The sequence below is a fragment of the Saccharothrix deserti genome (genome assembly GCF_009769385.1).
In the GTDB taxonomy this organism is placed as follows: Bacteria; Actinomycetota; Actinomycetes; order Mycobacteriales; family Pseudonocardiaceae; genus Actinosynnema; species Actinosynnema deserti.
In genome coordinates this window covers 246,595-264,770 of sequence record NZ_VKAB01000018.1, presented here as the reverse complement: position 1 = coordinate 264,770, position 18,176 = coordinate 246,595, and the positions used below count along the sequence as shown (strand labels likewise).

19 protein-coding genes are annotated in these 18,176 nt (G+C 71.0%); 11 read left to right on the top strand and 8 right to left on the bottom strand.

What is annotated here, in order from left to right; translation table 11 throughout:
• Positions 1 to 48 precede the first annotated feature (48 nt).
• The 3 genes from FM051_RS29455 to FM051_RS29445 are packed head-to-tail and all read left to right on the top strand — an operon-like array spanning position 49 to position 1,499.
• The gene (locus FM051_RS29455) at positions 49 to 477 is read left to right on the top strand and encodes a hypothetical protein (RefSeq protein WP_158848971.1); all 429 of its coding nucleotides are present in this window, start codon (positions 49 to 51) and stop codon (positions 475 to 477) included.
• 4 nt (positions 478 to 481) lie between these two features.
• Entirely contained in the window at positions 482 to 1,003 is a 522-nt protein-coding gene (locus FM051_RS29450; protein ID WP_158848970.1) for a SigE family RNA polymerase sigma factor, read from the top strand.
• Positions 990 to 1,499 carry a hypothetical protein gene (locus tag FM051_RS29445; protein WP_158848969.1) on the top strand — a complete coding sequence of 170 codons (510 nt, stop codon included), beginning with the start codon at positions 990 to 992 and terminating at the stop codon, positions 1,497 to 1,499. The genes FM051_RS29450 and FM051_RS29445 overlap by 14 nt, the downstream gene beginning before the upstream one ends.
• A gap of 107 nt (positions 1,500 to 1,606) precedes the next feature.
• Here the strand turns inward: FM051_RS29445 and FM051_RS29440 are convergent, their stop codons facing one another.
• A complete protein-coding gene (locus FM051_RS29440; protein ID WP_158848968.1) occupies positions 1,607 to 2,380 on the bottom strand; it encodes an SDR family oxidoreductase in 774 nt (257 codons plus the stop codon).
• Positions 2,381 to 2,524: 144 nt separating this feature from the next.
• Here FM051_RS29440 and FM051_RS29435 point away from each other — a divergent pair, with 144 nt between their 5' ends.
• The 4 genes from FM051_RS29435 to FM051_RS29420 all read left to right on the top strand — a co-directional run bounded on the left by FM051_RS29435 (position 2,525) and on the right by FM051_RS29420 (position 7,464).
• Positions 2,525 to 4,153 (top strand): ABC-F family ATP-binding cassette domain-containing protein, encoded by a 1,629-nt coding sequence (locus FM051_RS29435; protein ID WP_158848967.1) that lies wholly within the window; start codon positions 2,525 to 2,527, stop codon positions 4,151 to 4,153.
• A 177-nt stretch (positions 4,154 to 4,330) separates the two neighbouring features.
• Entirely contained in the window at positions 4,331 to 4,540 is a 210-nt protein-coding gene (locus FM051_RS29430) for a helix-turn-helix domain-containing protein (RefSeq protein WP_015103570.1), read from the top strand.
• A gap of 66 nt (positions 4,541 to 4,606) precedes the next feature.
• Entirely contained in the window at positions 4,607 to 5,422 is an 816-nt protein-coding gene (locus tag FM051_RS29425) for an enoyl-CoA hydratase/isomerase family protein (protein WP_158848966.1), read from the top strand.
• 134 nt (positions 5,423 to 5,556) lie between these two features.
• Positions 5,557 to 7,464: an ABC transporter ATP-binding protein gene (locus FM051_RS29420; protein WP_162470749.1), complete on the top strand. Its 1,908-nt coding sequence runs from the start codon at positions 5,557 to 5,559 to the stop codon at positions 7,462 to 7,464.
• A gap of 7 nt (positions 7,465 to 7,471) precedes the next feature.
• Here FM051_RS29420 and FM051_RS29415 read toward each other — a convergent pair whose 3' ends face one another.
• Positions 7,472 to 9,049, bottom strand: coding sequence for a penicillin-binding transpeptidase domain-containing protein (locus FM051_RS29415; RefSeq protein WP_158848963.1), 1,578 nt, complete (start codon positions 9,047 to 9,049; stop codon positions 7,472 to 7,474).
• A 61-nt stretch (positions 9,050 to 9,110) separates the two neighbouring features.
• On the bottom strand, positions 9,111 to 9,851 hold the full coding sequence (locus tag FM051_RS29410) for an SIS domain-containing protein (RefSeq protein ID WP_158848961.1): 741 nt from the start codon (positions 9,849 to 9,851) through the stop codon (positions 9,111 to 9,113).
• Positions 9,852 to 9,954: 103 nt separating this feature from the next.
• Between FM051_RS29410 and FM051_RS29405 the strand changes: the two genes are divergently transcribed.
• Together FM051_RS29405 and FM051_RS29400 are read left to right on the top strand one after the other, a co-directional pair.
• Entirely contained in the window at positions 9,955 to 10,719 is a 765-nt protein-coding gene (locus FM051_RS29405; RefSeq protein WP_158848959.1) for a DeoR/GlpR family DNA-binding transcription regulator, read from the top strand.
• Positions 10,712 to 11,890: an MFS transporter gene (locus tag FM051_RS29400; protein ID WP_158848957.1), complete on the top strand. Its 1,179-nt coding sequence runs from the start codon at positions 10,712 to 10,714 to the stop codon at positions 11,888 to 11,890. Before FM051_RS29405 ends, FM051_RS29400 begins: the two co-directional genes overlap by 8 nt.
• On the opposite strand, the gene FM051_RS29395 is transcribed toward FM051_RS29400, so the two are convergent.
• Positions 11,875 to 14,004 carry a transglycosylase domain-containing protein gene (locus FM051_RS29395; RefSeq protein WP_158848955.1) on the bottom strand — a complete coding sequence of 710 codons (2,130 nt, stop codon included), beginning with the start codon at positions 14,002 to 14,004 and terminating at the stop codon, positions 11,875 to 11,877. The genes FM051_RS29400 and FM051_RS29395 overlap by 16 nt on opposite strands.
• Positions 14,005 to 14,124: 120 nt before the next feature.
• Positions 14,125 to 14,616: a hypothetical protein gene (locus tag FM051_RS29390; RefSeq protein ID WP_158848953.1), complete on the bottom strand. Its 492-nt coding sequence runs from the start codon at positions 14,614 to 14,616 to the stop codon at positions 14,125 to 14,127.
• A 286-nt stretch (positions 14,617 to 14,902) separates the two neighbouring features.
• Here FM051_RS29390 and FM051_RS29385 point away from each other — a divergent pair, with 286 nt between their 5' ends.
• Positions 14,903 to 15,721: a lysozyme gene (locus FM051_RS29385; RefSeq protein WP_158848951.1), complete on the top strand. Its 819-nt coding sequence runs from the start codon at positions 14,903 to 14,905 to the stop codon at positions 15,719 to 15,721.
• A 22-nt stretch (positions 15,722 to 15,743) separates the two neighbouring features.
• Positions 15,744 to 16,403, top strand: coding sequence for a hypothetical protein (locus FM051_RS29380; RefSeq protein ID WP_158848949.1), 660 nt, complete (start codon positions 15,744 to 15,746; stop codon positions 16,401 to 16,403).
• Positions 16,404 to 16,482: 79 nt separating this feature from the next.
• Here FM051_RS29380 and FM051_RS29375 read toward each other — a convergent pair whose 3' ends face one another.
• The 3 genes from FM051_RS29375 to FM051_RS29365 are packed head-to-tail and all read right to left on the bottom strand — an operon-like array spanning position 16,483 to position 18,122.
• Positions 16,483 to 17,049, bottom strand: a complete 567-nt coding sequence (locus FM051_RS29375; RefSeq protein ID WP_158848948.1) for a nucleotidyltransferase family protein — start codon at positions 17,047 to 17,049, stop codon at positions 16,483 to 16,485.
• 4 nt (positions 17,050 to 17,053) lie between these two features.
• Positions 17,054 to 17,251, bottom strand: a complete 198-nt coding sequence (locus FM051_RS29370) for a helix-turn-helix domain-containing protein (RefSeq protein ID WP_476655321.1) — start codon at positions 17,249 to 17,251, stop codon at positions 17,054 to 17,056.
• Between the two features lie 25 nt (positions 17,252 to 17,276).
• Positions 17,277 to 18,122, bottom strand: coding sequence for an alpha/beta fold hydrolase (locus FM051_RS29365; protein ID WP_420803632.1), 846 nt, complete (start codon positions 18,120 to 18,122; stop codon positions 17,277 to 17,279).
• Positions 18,123 to 18,176 lie beyond the last annotated feature (54 nt).

The window sequence follows — 18,176 nt, the reverse complement described above, 5'->3', positions numbered from 1 at the left end:
GTGAGGGGGCACCGAACAGCGGTGACCTCACAAGCCCGAGGAGCAGTCTTGCTGCGCAAACGAGTCGCACTGGTGGCGGCGGGGGCCGTCGTGGTCGGCGGTCTGGCCGTGGCGGGGACGGCGCTGGCGTCCGGCGGCGGTGACGAGGAGCCCACGCCGACCACGTCCCGTCCCGTGACGACCACCACCTCGCCGCAGTCGACGGTCACCCAGCCGCCGACCACCAGCCGGCCGCCGATCAGCACCACCATGCCGCCGAGCAACGGGCCCTGGCCGACTACGACGCGTCCGGAGCCGACCACGTCGCGGCCGCAGTCGACGCCGCCGTGGCCGACGACCACCACGCGTCCCGAGCCAACCTCGTCGCAGCCGCCGTCGACGACGACGATCGAGACGTCGCCCGGGCCGTCGTACCCGGTGGAGACCACCACGACGCGGCCGGCGTGGCCGACGACGACGGTGACCACGAGGCGCTGACGGCGTGAGCTGGGACGCGGAATTCACCCACTACTTCGACCGGTGTGCCGACTCGATGCGCTTCACCGCGTTCTTGTTGTGCGGCAATCACCACGAGGCCGAAGACGTGGTGCAGTCCGCGTTCCTCAAGCTCTACCTGGCGGGGCCGAAGCTGGCGCAGCGCGAGGGGCTGGACGCCTACCTCCGGCAGATCGTGGTGCGGACGTTCCTGGCCGAGCGCCGCCGGGTGCGGTGGAAACGGGAGAAGCTCACCGACTCGTTACCGGAGATGCCGGTGGCGGAGTCGTTGAGCGAGGACAAGCTGGTCGTGTGGCACGCGCTGGCCGCCGTGCCCGCCAAGCAGCGGGCGACGCTGGTGCTGCGCTACTGGCACGACCTGGGGGTGGAGGAGACGGCCGCGGCGCTCGGTTGCTCGGTGGGCACGGTGAAGAGCAACACGAGCCGCGGCCTCAAGGCGTTGAAGCAGAGGCTGGGACCGGAGTTCGGCGAGTTGTGGCAGGAGGTGTCGCGCGGTGCTCGAGGATGAACTGAAGAAGACGTTCGAAGAACTGAACATCCAGCCGCCGCCACGCACGTTCAGCGCGGTGGACATCGTCCACCGGGGCACCCGCGTCAAACGCCGCCGTCGCGCCTACGCGGTAGGTGCGACGGGCATCGGCACAGCCGCGATGGTGGCCGTGGTGGTCGCCTTCGCCCTCAACCAGCCCCAGGGCCAGAACGACAACAGCCCAGCCGGCCCGCCCGCGCCGGAAAGCGCCACCAGCACCCCCGTCCAGACCACCACCCCCGGCAGCACCGAACCGGAGGACCCCACCTCGTCGAGCGAAGGCCCGCCGCCGTCCACGACCCGCCCCCCACTCCAGCCGACCGGCACGACGACCCCGAGAACAACAACCACGACGACCGTGACCACGATCCCAAGCGTCGGAACCACACCCCCGTACACCGACACCACACGCACCGAATCAACCACCCAGATCCAACAAACCAGCCGCCCCCCACAAATCACCACCACCCGCTGACCCCGAACCCCGAACCCCGAACCCCGATCTGCGGATCTGCCGTCCTGTCGTCCTGCCTGCCTGCCCTCTTGCCTGCCGACCGTGCTGGTCTACCCAAAGGGCCCGGTCTAGCCCAAGGTGCCGGTGGCCAGCAGGCCGCCGTCCACGCGCACGGTCTCCCCGGTTATCCACTCCGCCGCGTCCGACGCCAGGAACACCACCAACCGCGCGACGTCCTCCGGCACCCCGAGCCGCTTCATCGGGTATCCGTTCGCCGCCTCCTCCTCGCGCCCGCTGTACAGCGCCTCCGCGAAACGCGTCTTCACCACCGCCGGCGCGACGGCGTTCACCCGCACCTTCGGCCCGAGCTGCCACGCCAACTCCTCCGTCAACCGGATCAGCGCCGCCTTGCTCGCCCCGTACGCCCCGATCACCCCGGTCGACCTCAGCCCACTCACCGAGGCGATGTTCACCACGACCCCGCCGTGCTCCTGCATCCACGCCTTCCACGCCAGCTGCACGAACCCCAACGCGGCCACCACGTTCACGTCGAAGATCTTCCGCACCGCATCGAGGTCCGCATCCACCAAAGCCCCGAACACGGGGTTGATGCCGGTGTTGTTCACGAGCACGTCCAGTCGCCCGAACCGCTCCACGGTCGACTCGACGGCCTCCGCCCGGTCGTCGGCGCTGCCCGCGTTCCCCGGCACCGCAAACACCCGATCGGGTGACACGCCCGCTGTTGACGCCAGCGAAGCAGCCGCCTCCTCGACGGCCTCCGCCTTGCGCGCCGTGATCGTGACCGACGCCCCGCGCGACAGCAGCTCCGACGCGATGCCGCGCCCGATACCCCGACTCGCGCCCGTGACCAGGGCGACCTTGCCCGTGAAGTCCGAAGTCATAGCGCGCAATCTATGCCGGTGGACACACCGTGATAATCAAGTGGCGTCCACCCCGTAGACTGGGTTCGTGGTCATCTTGATCGAGTAGGTCCCGCGCCAGCTGCTGCGCCGTTGACCTCGCATGACCACACACCGGAGTAGAACTTGATCACCGCAACCGATCTCGAGTTGCGCGCGGGCTCGCGCATCCTGCTGTCCGACGCCACCCTTCGCGTCCAGCCCGGCGACCGCATCGGCCTCGTCGGCCGCAACGGCGCCGGCAAGACGACCTCCCTGCGCGTCCTCGCGGGCGAGGGCCAGCCGTACGCGGGCGAGGTGCGTCGCACCGGCGAGTTGGGCTACCTGCCGCAGGACCCGCGCGAAGGCGACCTGTCGGTCATCGCCAAGGACCGCGTGCTGTCCGCCCGAGGCCTGGACCAGCTGCTCCGCGACATGGAGAAGATGCAGTCCGCGATGGCCGAGCTGGTGGACGACGCCGAGTTGCAGGAGGCCGTGCGCAAGTACGGCCGGCTCGAAGAGCGGTTCTCGGCCCTCGGCGGGTACGCGGCCGAGAGCGAAGCCGCCCGCATCTGCGCCAACCTGGGCCTGGCCGACCGCGTGCTGGCCCAGCCGCTGCGCACCCTGTCCGGTGGTCAACGCCGGCGCGTCGAGCTGGCCCGCATCCTGTTCGCCGCCTCCGAGGGTGGTGTCGGCACGAAGTCCAGCACGATCCTGCTGATCGACGAGCCGACCAACCACCTCGACGCGGACTCGATCGCGTGGCTGCGCGGGTTCCTCAAGTCCCACGAGGGCGGCCTGGTCGTGATCAGCCACGACGTCGAACTGCTCGACGACGTGGTCAACAAGGTGTGGTTCCTCGACGCGACGCGCGGCGAGGTCGACATCTACAACATGGGCTGGAAGAAGTACCTCGAGGCGCGTGCCGCCGACGAGAAGCGCCGCCGTCGTGAGCGCGCCAACGCGGAGAAGAAGGCCGGCGCGCTCATGGCGCAGGCGGACAAGATGCGCGCGAAGGCGACCAAGGCCGTTGCCGCGCAGAACATGGCCCGCCGCGCCGAGAAGCTGCTGTCCGGCCTGGAGGACACCCGCCAGGCGGACAAGGTCGCCAAGATCCGCTTCCCGCAGCCCGCCCCGTGCGGCAAGACGCCGTTGACCGCCGAGGGGCTGAGCAAGTCGTACGGCTCGCTGGAGGTCTTCACCGGTGTCGACCTGGCCATCGACCGCGGTTCGCGGGTGGTCATCCTCGGGCTGAACGGCGCGGGCAAGACCACGCTGCTGCGGCTGATCGGCTCGATGGAGCGCCCGGACAGCGGCGAGGTGATCGCCGGTCACGGCCTCAAGCTCGGGTACTTCGCCCAGGAGCACGAGACGTTGGACCACGAGGCCACGGTGTGGCAGAACATCCGCCACGCCGCGCCGGACGTGGGGGAGCAGCAGTTGCGTTCGCTGCTCGGCACGTTCCTGTTCAGCGGTGAGCAGCTGGAACAGCCCGCGGGCACGCTGTCGGGTGGCGAGAAGACCCGGTTGGCGCTGGCCGGGCTGGTGTCGAGTGCGGCGAACGTGCTGCTGCTGGACGAGCCGACCAACAACCTCGACCCGGCCAGCCGCGAGCAGGTGCTCGACGCGCTGCGCCGCTACGAGGGCGCGGTCGTCCTCGTCACGCACGACCCGGGCGCGGTCGAGGCGCTTGAGCCCGAGCGGGTGATCCTGCTGCCCGACGGGACCGAGGACCACTGGTCGCAGGAGTACCTGGAACTCGTGCAGTTGGCCTGAGCCAACGGTTTTCGCCGCTCGTCCCCCAACGTGAGCACTGATCGACTCTCAGTGATCTAACGACCGCTCGCAGATCATTTCGCTTGATCACCTGGCGTTCTTGGTCTTCGTGTTCGATCATTGCGTCGACAGGGGCTTTTCACGGCCCGACCTGCTGTCTACGGAAGGCGGGACAAGGTGGCTGACCTGAAGAAGGGTGCCCGGATCACCGGCGCCACGCGGGACAAGCTGGCCGCTGACCTGAAGAAGAAGTACGAAAAGGGCGCGAGCATCCGGGCACTGGCCGAGTCCACCGGACGCTCCTATGGCTTCGTGCACCGGGTGCTCAGCGAGTCCGGTGTGCAGCTGCGCGGTCGCGGTGGCGCCACCCGCACGAAGAAGAAGTAAGCTACCCTCCGGTAACCACACGGCGTCGGGGAGAGACGGCGCCTGACGAAACCCGGAGGTTCGCGCATGTCGGCACCGACCACCATCGACGCCGACCTGCTGAAACGCGGAGGCGTGCGGCTCGTCGTCGACGGACCACGCGCGACGATCACGCTTGACCGTCCCGATGTGCTCAACGCGCAGACGCCGTCGATGTGGGTGGCGTTGCGGACGATCGGCGAACAGCTGGGCCCGGACGTCCGCGTGGTGGTCGTCCGGGGTTCCGGTCGTGCCTTCTCCGCCGGCCTCGACCGGAGGATGTTCACTGGCGCCCCGGTGGAGGGCGAACCGGGTCTGCCGGAGATCACGCGGCGTGGACCCGAAGACGGTGCTGCGCTGATCGCGGAGTTCCAAGAAGGCTTCCGCTGGCTGCGCGACCCGGCTCGGGTGACGATCGCCGCGGTCCGCGGGCACGCGATCGGCGCGGGCTTCCAGCTCGCTCTCGCGTGCGACTTCCGCGTGGCCGCCGACGACGTCAAGTTCTGCATGGCCGAGACCTCCCTCGGTCTGGTGCCCGACCTGGGCGGCACGTTGCCCCTGGTGCGCCTGGTCGGGTACTCGCGCGCGGCCGAGATCTGCCTGACCGGACGTCGGGTGGACGCCGACGAGGCGTTGCGAATCGGCCTCGCGAATTCCGTCGTGCCCGCGGACGGTCTGGACGCGGCGGTGGACGACCTGGTCGCACAGGTGTTGCGCCCGATGCCGGGCGCGGTGCGTGAGACGCTGGCGCTGCTGGCGTCGGCGGCGGGCGGTGCGTCCGAGGAGCAGCAGTTGCGGGCCGAGCGCGAGGCCCAGCTGCGCCGCCTGGCGGAACTCACGGCCCTGATCACAGCCCAGAGCTGACCCTCGTCCGGACACGACCGGGTGAGATCGGCCTGGGAGGTGTACGGACCCGGACCACCCACCTCCCCGAACACCGTGCGTGACATGCGTGCGAAACGGGAACGTCACGCGCCCCGCGGGCGTTGCTGTCTGTCGTGGACGGTTCCTGGGCCTTGATGCGCAGTGCGATGCAGGCGTCGGACGTGCCGACGGGGGTGCGGCGCGGCACGTTTCGGCGGGTGTTGGGGTTCGCTCGGCCGCATCGGGCCAAGTTGGTCGTATTCCTGCTGCTCACGGTGGTGTCCGCGGTTCTCGCGGTGAGCACGCCGGTGCTGGCGGGGCGGGTGGTGGACGCCATTGTCGGCGGGCGTGACGTGTCCGTCGTGGTGTGGCTGGCGGTGGTGATCGCGGGTATCGCGGTGCTGGACGCGGCGCTCGGGCTGGTCGAGAGGTGGCAGTCTTCGCGGATCGGGGAGGGGCTGATCCACGACCTGCGCCGCACCGTCTACGAGCACGTGCAGCGCATGCCCGTCGCCTTCTTCACCCGAACGCGCACCGGCGCGTTGGTGAGCCGGCTGAACAACGACGTGATCGGCGCGCAGCGGGCGTTCACCTCGACGCTGTCGGGCGTCGTCACCAACGTCATCCAGCTCGGCCTCTCCCTCGGCGTGATGTTCACCCTTTCGTGGCAGGTGACGGCTCTGGCCCTGGTGCTGCTGCCGGTGTTCGTGCTGCCCGCCCGCCGGATGGGCAGCCGGATGGCGGACCTCCAGCGCGAGGCGTCCACCCTGAACGCCGGCATGACGACCCAGATGACCGAACGGTTCTCCGCACCGGGCGCGACGCTCGTGAAGCTGTTCGGCCGACCGGAAGCCGAAGCGGCCGAGTTCGCCGAACGGGCCGCGCGCGTCCGCGACATCGGCGTCCGCACGGCGATGGCCACCCGCTGGTTCATGACCGGCCTGACCCTGGTGTCGGCACTCGCCCAAGCCCTCGTCTACGGCCTCGGCGGGTACCTGGCGCTGACCGGCCACCTGGCCGCGGGCACGGTGGTGTCGCTCGCCCTGCTCCTCACCCGCCTGTACTCGCCGCTCACGGCACTGGCCAACGCGCGCGTCGACGTGATGACCGCGCTGGTCTCGTTCGAACGGGTCTTCGAAGTGCTGGACCTCAAGCCCGTGATCGCCGAGTCGGACCGCCCGCGCGCGGTGCCGGACGGGCCGGTGTCGGTCGAGTTCGACGACGTCCGGTTCGCCTACCCGGCCGCGGACAAGGTGTCCCTCGCCTCACTGGAGTCGGTGGCCACCTTGGACGCGCGCGGCGGCGAGGAGGTGCTGCACGGGATCAGTTTCCGGGCCGAACCCGGCCAGTTGGTGGCGCTCGTCGGATCGTCCGGGGCGGGCAAGTCGACCATCGCCTCGCTGGTCCCGCGACTGTACGACGTGGATTCCGGCGCGGTCCGGCTGTCCGACGTCGACGTGCGCGAGCTGTCGTTCGACTCGCTGCGCGGCGCCGTCGGCGTGGTCACGCAGGACGGCCACCTGTTCCACGACACGATCCGCGCGAACCTGAGCTACCCGCGCCCGGAGGCGAGCGAGGACGACCTGTGGGACGCGCTGCGCCGGGCACGCCTGGACCACCTGGTCGAATCGCTGCCCGACGGCCTCGACACGGTGGTGGGGGAGCGCGGCTACCGGCTCTCCGGCGGTGAACGTCAGCGGCTCACCATCGCCCGCCTGCTGCTGGCCCGGCCGCGCGTGGTGATCCTGGACGAGGCGACCGCCCACCTCGACTCCGAGTCGGAGGCCGCGGTGCAGGTCGCGTTGACCGAGGCGCTGCGCGGCCGGACCGCGTTGGTCATCGCGCACCGGCTGTCCACCGTTCGCGCGGCCGACCAGATCCTGGTCGTGGAGGACGGACGCGTGGTGGAACGCGGCACGCACACCGAACTGCTGGCCGCCGAGGGGCGCTACGCCGAGCTGTACCACACGCAGTTCGACGAAGCGCCCGCCGAGAGCCGGGAGGCGAGTCCGGACACGAGCCTGGAGACGGCGGCCGTCTGAAGCCGGGCTAGATCCCGCTGAGGAACGTGCCGGTGGCGGCCACCGCGACCTTGGACGAGCCGCCCTCCACCACCAGCACGGAGAACGCCAGGTCGCCCTGGTAGCCGATGAACCACCCGTGCGACCGCGTGCCGTCACCGAACTGGGCGGTGCCGGTCTTGCCCCGCACCCCGCCGTAGGCCGCCAGCTCGCGCGCCGTGCCGCCGGTGACGACGTCGCTCATCATCGACCGCAGCGCCCCCGTGACGCCGCCCGGCAACGCCGCCGGCCGATCGCCCTCGGTGGGGATCTCCCGGATCAGCTGCGGCACCGGCGTGCGACCGCTCGCCACCGTCGCCGCCACCAGAGCCATGCCGAACGGCGTCGTCTGCACCTTGCCCTGCCCGATGCCCGCCTCCACCCGGGCCGGCACCGACTCGGCGGGCGGGACCTTGCCGGTGACCGTGGTGATGCCCGCGACGGTGAAGTCCGACGCCAGCCCGAAGTAGGCGGCGGCGTCCGGCAGCGCCGAAGCGGGCAGCGTCGCCGCCAACTGGCTGAAGCTGGTGTTGCACGACGCCGCGAACGCCCGGCGCAGCGGCACGGTGCCCAGCTCGAACGAGTCCTCGTTGGTGATCTGCCGGGTGCCGATGGTCGCCTCGCCCGGACATTCCACCGGCGTGTCGGCCGTCGCGAGGCCGCCGGTCAACGCCGCCGTGGCGGTCACCACCTTGAACGTCGAACCAGGCTCGAAGTAGCCGGTGAGCGAGATCGGCCCCTGCCCGTCGGCGAGCGCGTTCTGCGCCACCGCCAGGATCTCGCCGTTGGACGGCTGGATCGCCACCAGCACGGCCGCCTGCCCGACCTGGTCGACCGCGGTCTGCGCGGCGGCCTGCGTCTTCGGGTCGAGGGTGACCGTCATCGACTGCCTGGTCTGCGCCTTCTGCTCCTGCAGCACCGTCACCGGCGTGCCGGCCGCGTCCACGATGGCGACCTGCCAACCGGGAACCCCGGTCAGCGAGCCGACGCTCTGCCGCACCGAGTTCATCACCGTCGGCGCGAAACCCGGCGGCACCGGCTGCCCGGTGCGGTCGACCAGCGCGCCGTCACCGGACGTCGTGGTGTAGGCCAGGCTCTGGCCCTCGGTGAGCTGCGGGTGCAGCACGGTCGGCGACCAGTGCACCCGCCACTTGTCGTCCGCCAGGCGCATCTCGAGCTTGGTCTGGTACTTCAACGGCACGCCGCCGGGCAGCGTCCAGGCGACGTCCGCGTCGATCGTGGTCGTCGTGGTGCCGTCCGGGACCTGCGGCGTGCGGCCGAGCTGTGCGCGGTACGACGTGCCCGGCATGCCCTGCTGCAGCCGGGCGATCGCGGCGCCCGCCGCGTCCGCCGCGTCGGTGACCGCCGCCGCCTGTCCCGCCTGGCCGGACATCAGCGCGGTGGTGAACTCCTGGGCGACGACCCCCGGCCCGGCCACGACCTTGTCGGGCTTGCTCTCGGCCTCCGGCTCGCCGCCCGACCACACCACCATCACGCCCGCGACGATCACCGCGACCGCGGCGGTGCCCCCACCGGCCAACACCCAGCGCTTCGTTCTCTTGTTCACGAAGAACCCCCCTTACGGGTCGGAGGCTAACCCGACCGTGTGGAGAATTCGTGAATACGATTCATCCCAGCTGGGGCACCCGCGTCTGGTACTTGCGCAGCAGGTCCGCGTTGGCCTTGTCGCCGCCCTCGACGTTCGCGCTCCGCCACAACGGCAGCGGCACGCCCGCCTCGGCGGCCTTGTCGAACAGCCGCACCATCAGCAGGTTCCACAGGAACGTGGTGGCGAGCGTGGACACGGCGGCGGTGACGGGGTTGTCGGCCGGGTAGGTGGCGTCACCCGGCGGGACCATGTTGTCCAGCACGACGGTGGCGTTCTCGGCGAGCGTCGTGCCCGCGCGGCGCGGTGCGAGGGCGCTCGCCGCGACCGACGTCACCGCGACCACGGGGCAGCCGGCGTCCGCCGCGAGCACCGCGAGTTCCACCGGGTACGGGTTCACGCCCGAGGTGGAGAAGACGAACAGCACGTCGTGCGCGGCCAGGCGGGTTTCGCGCAGCACCTCGGCGGCCAGGCCGGAGCGGCGTTCGGCGGCGGTGCTGCTGACCGCGCCGTGCATGGGCAGCAGTTCCGGGTGGTAGACGGGGCGGACGCAGGCCAGGCCGCCCGCGCGGTAGAAGGTCTCGGCGACCGCGGCGAGCGAGTGGCCCGCGCCCGCCGTGAGCACCATGCCGTCCGCGCGCACGCTCGCCAGCACCAGTTCGGCCACGTCGTCCAGCGCGGCCGCGTTCTGCTGCTCCACCCTGGTGAGGTGGGTCCGCACGACGTCGCCGTAGTCGGAGCCGGTCACGGTCTCGGTCGTCATGCGGTCCTCCACCTTTGGTCTATACCAACCTGTGCTCGAAAGTCCTACCGGATCGTCCCACCACCCGCCAGGGTGTTGACGTTCGAACATGCGTGATGTTCAAATGAACACCATGGATGTGTCGTGGCGACACGAGAAGATCCTCCAGCGACTCCGGGGCGGCGAGCGGGTGGCCGTCGGCACCCTGGCCGAGCTGGTGGGCGCCTCGGAGATGACGGTGCGGCGCGATCTCGACGCGTTGGAGCGGGAAGGGCTGCTGCGGCGCGTGCGCGGCGCGGCGGTCAGCATGCTGACGGGGGAGGAGACGCCGTACGCGGCGCGGTCCCGGCAGCGGCTGGAGGCCAAGCGGCGCATCGGCGGCGCGGTCGCCGAACTGCTGGACGACGGCGAGACGGTCGTGCTCGACAGCGGCAGCACCACGTTGGAGGTCGCGCGGAAGCTCACCGACCGGCGGATGACCGTGCTGACCCTGTCCCTGCACTCGGCCGATGCGCTGCGGGGTGCGGAGCAGGTGCGGCTCGTGCTGCCGGGCGGCGACATCCGGCCCGGTGAGCTGGCGTTCGTCGGGCCGCTCACCGAGCACGCGTTCACCGTGATGAGGTTCGACACGATGGTGCTCAGCAGCTGCGGGTTGAGCGCGCGCAACGGCGTCTCGGCGCACGACCTCGCCGAGAGCGCGGTGAAGAAGGCGGGCGTCGAGGCGTCCGCGCGGGTCGTCGCGGCGATCGACAGCTCGAAGTTCGGGCGCACCGCGTTCGGCCGCGTGTGCCCGGTGGAGTGGATCGACGTCCTGGTCACCGACTCGGACGCCCCGGAGGACGAGGTGTCCCGGCTGCGGGAGGCCGGTGTGGAGGTTCGGCTTGTCTGAGGCAGCGGTGCACTCACCACCCCGCCGCGCGCGGGTGGCGACGGCGATCGTCTTCGCCGTGCACGCGGCCGTGTTCGCCGCGTGGACGCCCCACGTCCCGGCGGTGAAGGACCGGCTGGAGCTCAACGACGGCACGTTGGGGTTGACGCTGCTCGGCGCGCCGGTGGGCTCGGTGGTCGCGATGCTGCTCGTCGGCGGCTGGGTGGCGCGGTGGGGCAGCAGGCGGGTCGTGCTGGCGATGTTCGTCGCCTACGGGGTGGCGTCGCCGTTATTGGGGTTGGCGTGGGAGCCGTGGGCTTTGTTCGTGGGGCTGGCGCTGTGGGGCGGGTTCCAGGGTGCGCTGGACGTGGCGATGAACTCGCAGGGCATCGCGGTCGAGGCGGGGTACGGCCGGCCGATCCTGTCGAGCTTCCACGCGTGGTGGAGCTTCGGCGGGTTCGTCGGTGTCGGGCTGGGCGCGGTGGCGATCGCGGTGGGGCTGGACCTGACCACGCAGATGTTCGTCGTGACCGGTCTGGTGCTGCTGCTGGCGTTCCCGTTGACCAAGGCGATGCTGGGTGACGATCACGCGGTGGACGAGCACAAGCTCGGCCTGCCGTGGCGCGACAAGCGGGTGCTGCTGCTGGGCGCGATCATGTTCGCGGGCCTGCTGTGCGAGGGCGCGGTGGGCGACTGGGCGGCGCTGTACCTGCGGGAAACCGTCGGGGTGACGGCGGAGCGCGCGGGCTGGGGGTACGCCGTGTTCGCCGCGCTGATGTTCCTGGGGCGCGTGATGGGCGACCGGTGGGTGGTGCGCTTCGGCGCGGCCCGGGTCGTCGGCGGCCTGGCCGCGGTCGGTGCGGTCGGCATGGCGGTGGCGTTGGTGGTGGGCGAGTTCTGGATGGCTCTCGTCGGCTTCGGCGCCTTCGGCCTCGGCTTGGCGTGCATCGTCCCGGTGGCGTTCAGCGCGGCGGCGGCCCAGTCCGACGCCCACGCCGCGCAGGCGATCGCGGGCGTGGCCACGGCGGGCTGGGCCGGCTTCCTGCTCGGGCCGCCGCTGATCGGCCTGCTGGCGCACGCGAGCTCGCAGAGCTGGGCGCTGGCCATCCTCCCGGTCCTGTGCCTGGGCGTGGTCCTGGGCGCCCGGTCGCTCGGCCGGTCTCGCACCCGACCCGGTCAGGGCCTGATGTAGCGCGGCTCCACCGGCGGCAAGGGCTTTTCCGGCAGGCCGGCGTGCGCCTTGGTCATGAAGTCGAACCACGTCCGCGCGGGCAGGGTGCCGCCGAAGATGTTCCCCTCCCCGCACAACCGGGGCGGTCCGGCGCCGATGCAGATGCCGCTGGGCGAGGTGCTGTCGTTGAACACCTGGACGGCGCCCGCGTAATCCGGCGTGGCGCCGAGGAACGCCGCCGACTTGTACGCCTCCGTCGTCCCGGTCTTCCCCAGCCCCGGACGCTTCCACCCGTACTGACTCGCCGCGGCCGCGGCCGTGCCGCGGCCCCCGAAGTCCGCGCTCAAACCGGCCACCAGCGCGTTCGCCAACGGCTCCTCCACCGCCTGCTCGCACGGCGTCTCGCGGAACTCCACCTGCTTGCCGTACCGGTCGATGATCTTGCTGATCGGCGTGGGCGGGCACCACGTGCCACCGGACATCACCGTCGCCGCCACGTTCGCCAGCTCCAACGTGCTCGTCGGCGCGGGACTCAACGTGAACGACGCGTTCTTGTTCACCTTGAAGAAATCCGACTGCGACACCCGCAGCTCCTTCTGCTCCGCCTTCGGGTCCGGCGGCACGCCCGCGATGTTCGTCGCCATCGTCTCCCGCATCCCGAGCCGGTACGCCATGTCGACCGCCGCGTCCAACCCGACCTTCTCCTCCAGGATCACGAACGCGGTGTTGGGCGAGGTCGCCAACGCCTCCTTCAACGTCATCTGAGGCGGGTAGCTACCGTCGAAGTTGCTCAGGCAGTACCAGTACGTGAACGGTTCTCCGGTCGGCGGGCAGTTCGGTGCCCCACCGCGGAACACGCTCGACGTGTGCGAGGTCGGCGACTGGACGATGGTCTCGATCCCGTACCCCTTCTCCAACGCCGCCGCGGCGGTGAACACCTTGTACACCGACCCCGCGCCGAACTTGTTCTCCACTCCGCTGGGCAGGTCGAACTGCGTCTGGAACTCCTCCTTCTTGAGCCCGTAGTCGCGGTTCGCCGCCAGCGCCACCACGTCGTGCCGCTGCTTGCCCGGCTTCACCACCGCCGCCGTGTTCGCGATGCCCGGCGTCGTCTTCGGCACCTGCGCGTCGGCGGCCTGCTTCGCCTGGACCGTGAGCGTCCGGTCCATCGGGGTCTGGATGGTGTAGCCGCCGACCTTCAGCTCGTTCAACGTGTAACCGTTGCGGGTCAGGTAGTTCACCACGTACGAGCAGTAGAACCCGAACTCCGGCCCGGCGCCGACGCACCCGGTCGGCAGCGGGCGCACGGGCGTGCTCAGGCCCAGCGGCGCGCGCTTGTGCACCTCGGCGTCTTCAGGGGACAGCTTGCCGTTGTCCAGCATGAGGTCGATGACCATGTTCCGGCGCTCGATCGCCTTGTCCGGCCGGGCCTCAGGGTCCAGGAACGTCGGGCTGTTGACCAGGCCGGCGAGCATCGCCGCCTGCGGCACGGTCAACTTGTCCGGCGTGGTCTCGAAGTACGCCTGCGACGCCGCCGCGATCCCGAAGATCGTGCCGCCGAACGGCACCACGTCCAGGTACCGCGCCAGGATCTCCTCCTTGGTCAGCTGGGTCTCCACGTGCATCGCGATGCGCGCTTCGCGCAGCTTGCGGGCGATCGTCTGCTCCTGTGCCGCCTTCTGACCGGCGACGTCCTCGCGCGAGGCCACGTGCACCAGGTGGTTCTTGACGTACTGCTGCGTGATCGTCGACGCGCCCTGGGAGACGGTGCCCTCGGACTGGTTCCTCATCGCGGCGCGGGCGGTGGCCAGCCAGTCGACGCCGTTGTGCTCGTAGAACCGGCGGTCCTCGGCGGAGATCAGCGCGTCCTTCATGGTCTGCGCGATCCTGTCCGGCGGGGTCAGCACGCGGTACTGGTCGTAGAGGTAGGCGAACGGGACGCCGTCCTTGTCCGTGATGGTCGTCATCAACGGCGGCGGCGTGTCGATCATGTTGACCGACGTGGAGGCGACGTAGTCGCTCATCCGGTTCGAGACGAGGCCGGCCGCGCCGACGACGGGAAGTGCCATCCCGGCGAGCAGCAAACCGGCCACCAGGCAGAAGCCGAGGAGTTTGGCGAGAGATGCGGTTCGCATGATATTTACCGTACGCTCGGACGGGCGGCGAAAAATGCTCGCAGCACCGGGTTCACTGTAACGTACGGAAATGGTGCCCGGACGTTTAACCCGGCATTGTTCACCCGATCGTGGACTTATTTACGCTGCGTCAGAACGGTTGAAGGCGGCGCTCGCAAGATCGGCCGCCTGCCGCATCGCGGCGGCGTGCAGCGCGGTCAGCGACAGCGCGTCGGCCTGTGCGCCCGGGTCGCCCTCGGTGGGCTCCAGTCGCGACTCGGCCGTCCCGTAGACGACCGACTCGGCGGCCACGCTCAGCCGCCGCGCGAGGAACGCCACCGCCCTCATCAACCGCTCGGCCTCGGCCTCGGTGATCGGCACGACCCGCGGCGCGTCGTCGTCCTCGCCGCCCTCCACGTCGAGATCACGCTTGCTGGCCCGGCACGCCAGGCCGCGGTCCCACAGTCCGGCCGCCTCGTGCAGCGACTCGATGAACGGCTCCCAGTCCACTCCGGGCGCGCGATCCACTCCGGGCGCGCGGTCCACTCGGGTCTGGTGGTCGTCCGCCGCGGTCGGGTGGTCCACTCGGGTCGAGTCCGCCGAGGTCGGGCAGTCCACTTTGGTCGAGGTCATCGTTCTCACCTTCCATGGCGTCGCGCCCATCACGTCGCGCCTAGCTGTGAGTGCCCCCGGAAGTGTCGGTTCATGCCGGCTTTTCCCCCTGGTGGGAATTGATCGTGACCGGCCCACGCTGAGCGGTCACGTCGCGTACCGCGAAAGACACCTTGCGTCATTCGTTCAGGTGGAAAAAACATCTTCAGGTTGCCTGGGTGTCAGTGGTGGTAGCCGGTCGGGCAGAAGTCACGCCGGAAGTACGGCTCCGCCGAAAGACCCGGGCGGGGAAGGGGAGGAATGACCAATGTCGGCGCGATCCCACAGGTGGGTGTCCCGCACGGCCGCTTCCGCGTTCGTGCTGGCGTGTCTCGCGGCCCTGCACACCCCGGCCACCGCGACCCCGCCGCCGCCCGAGGGCTCGGCCGACCACCACGCGGGTTCGCAGATCGCCAAGCACGAGGGCGCGGCGCCGGTCGACCCGGCGCAACTCGTCCTCGACGGGTCCACAATTCCGGGCATGGACGTCAGCAGCCACCAGGGTGACGTGGACTGGCCGCACTGGTGGGGCCAGGGCAAGCGGTTCGCCTACGTCAAGGCCACCGAGGGCACCGGTTACCGGAACCCGAAGTTCGGTCAGCAGTACGACGGCTCGTACCAGGTCGGCATGGTCCGCGGCGCGTACCACTTCGCGCTGCCCGACCGCTCCGACGGCGCCGCGCAGGCGCACTACTTCGTGGACAACGGCGGCGGCTGGTCCCCCGACGGCCGGACGCTGCCCGGCACCCTCGACATCGAGTACAACCCTTACGGCGACGACACGTGCTACGGCCTCGCGCCGGACGCCATGGTGACGTGGATCCGCCAGTTCAGCGAGACCTACCGGGCCCGCACCGGCCGCTGGCCGGTGATCTACACGTCCACCCTGTGGTGGGACAGGTGCACGGGCCGCGTCGGTGACTTCACCGAGACCAACCCGGTCTGGGTGGCGCGGTACGCCGACAGCGTCGGCCCGCTGCCGCACCGCTGGGCGGTGCACGCCATCTGGCAGCACACGTCCACCCCGATCGACCAGAATTTGTTCAACGGCACCATGGACGACCTCGTGGCGCTGGCCCGGGGCTGAGTCGTCCGGAACGGCGGCAGCCATGCACAACGACAAGCCCCAGGGCGACCTCTTCTCCGTGCGGTGGCGGGGCTACGACCGGCGTGAGGTGGAGGACGAACTGGCCCGGCTCCAGGAGGAGCTGGACGGCCTGTGGCACGAGCTGGAGGTGGTCCGGCTGGACCGGGACGCCGCGGCGGCCACCGCCGACGACCTGATCCGGGAGCTGGAGGACGCGCGCAGCGAGATCGCCGAGTACCGGGTGCTGCACGCGGGCTATTCGAAGGACAACGCCGTGTCCGGGTGCATCCGCTACCTGATGCACGTGGCCAGGCAGAAGGCGGACGCGTTCGAGACCGACGCGCGGGAACGCAGCGAGCAGATGCTCAAGCGGGCCGAGGAGGTGGCGCGGCAGCAGGCCGTGCTGCTCGACGAGACCGAGCAGGAGACGCAACGCCGGCTCGCCGAGGCCGAGCAGCGCGCCCAGGAGATCGTGCAGCAGGCGATGGCCGAGGCGCGCGCCCTGCTGGCCGGCCACGTGGACGAGCCGGACCGGTGGACCGCGGAGACCGAGCCGCCGCTGGACGTGCCGGTGCCCCGGATCACCTCCGGCCCGCTGCCGGTCGTGCAGCAGACCGTGCAGCAGGCCGCGCAGCAGACCGCGCAGCCGGACGCGGAGCAGCAGCAGTCCCCGTCGGCCTGACCGTCGGCGCGACCACGCCTCGACCGCGGGCGGGAACGGCTCACCGACGTGCCCGCCCGTCCTCGACCGCCGTCGCCGCTCAGGTGGCGAGGTCCCTCGGGTGGTCCACGTCGGCGCCGTCCGCCACGTCCGCGCACGGCACGTCGAGCGCACCGTGCGCGCGCAGGTAGTCCCGCGCCCCGGCGTCACCGGCAGCCGACGCGGACACGCCCGCCCAGTGCTCGGAGCCGATCAGCACGGGGTGGCCGGGCGCGCCGTCGTACGAGGCGCGCGCCAGCGCCGCGGGTGACGCCAGGGCGCGGAACCGCTCGACCGCCGCCGCCGTGACGCCCGGCGTGTCCACCGGCAGCACGACGACCGCGGCGACGTCCGCGCCCGTCAGCGCGTCCAGTCCCGCGCGCAGCGACGACCCCATGCCGGTGGCCCAGTCGGGGTTGTCCACCACGACGCAGCCCGCCAGCACCGCCCGCGCGCGCACCGACGACGCCGAGGCGCCGAGCACCACGACGACCGGCGAGCACCCGGCGTCGCGCAGCACGGCCGCGGCCCGGTCGACCCACAGCACGCCGCCGCGCGACACCAGCGCCTTGGGCCCGCCGAACCGCCTCCCGGCGCCCGCGGCGAGCAACAACCCCGCGACCCGCATGGGGTCACACTAGGGCTTGGTGGCCCTTCAACTCCGTCCTGCTGCCCACCGCGAGTTTGCGGTAGACCCTGGTGAGGTGCTGTTCCACCGTGCTCACGGTGATGTGCAGCCGCATCGCGATCGCCCGGTTGCTGTGGCCACACGCGGCGAGGGTCGCGACCCTGCGCTCCGAGTAGGTCAACTCCGTCATACGGGAGAACACGTGCCGCACCTCGGCAACGGTTCAATCACGATGAGAGATGCTCCAAAAGGAGTGACGTGAGCAACTCCGGCGCCTCCTCCGGCACCCAGTGCGACACGTCCTCCAGCATCTCGAACCGGTACGGGCCGGCGACCCAGTCGCCGGTGCTCAGCGCCGCCGTCGAGCCGAACGCCACGTCCTCCGTGCTCCACACGTACAGCGTCGGCACGGACACCTTCTCGGCCTTCCCGCCCGGCCGACCGGCGCGGTACCAGTTCAGCGCGGCGGTCAGCGCGCCCGGCTCGGACATCCGCCGCACGTACTCGTCCACCCGGCTCGGCGGCACCCGCCACTCGAACATCTGCCGCAACGCCGCGCCGTCGTCGGCGAGCATCCGCTTCTCGGTGTTGCTGTTGCGCCACTCGGTCATGTACCCGGACCGCATGTGCTGGTCCTCGTCGGTGCGCAGGGCCTCGGCGTACGCGCCGGGGTGCGGCGTGGACACCACCGCGAGCTTCCGCAGCCGTTCCGGGTGGTCGCACGCGGTCCACCACGCCACCGCGCCGCCCCAGTCGTGGCCGACCAGGTCGAACACCGACCAGCCGAACGAGTCCGCCACCGCGAGCACGTCGCCGACCAGCGCGTCCACGCCGTAGTCGGCGGCACGCTCCGGCCGCACGCCGGGGGAGTAGCCGCGCTGGTCGAACGCCACCGCCCGGAAGCCCTCGCGGCCCAGCACCGCCACCTGGTGCTCCCACTCGACGGCCGCCTCCGGGAAGCCGTGCAGCAGCAACACCGGCCGGCCGTCCTCGGGACCCGCCGCGATGGCGTCGAAGTCGCCCTCGTCCGTCCGCACGCTCAGCTGTTCGATCACGGTGATCTTCGATCCCATCCCTCGTCCGGTCCACGTGCTCCGGCGGACATTCTCACGTCGAGCGCCGTGCTC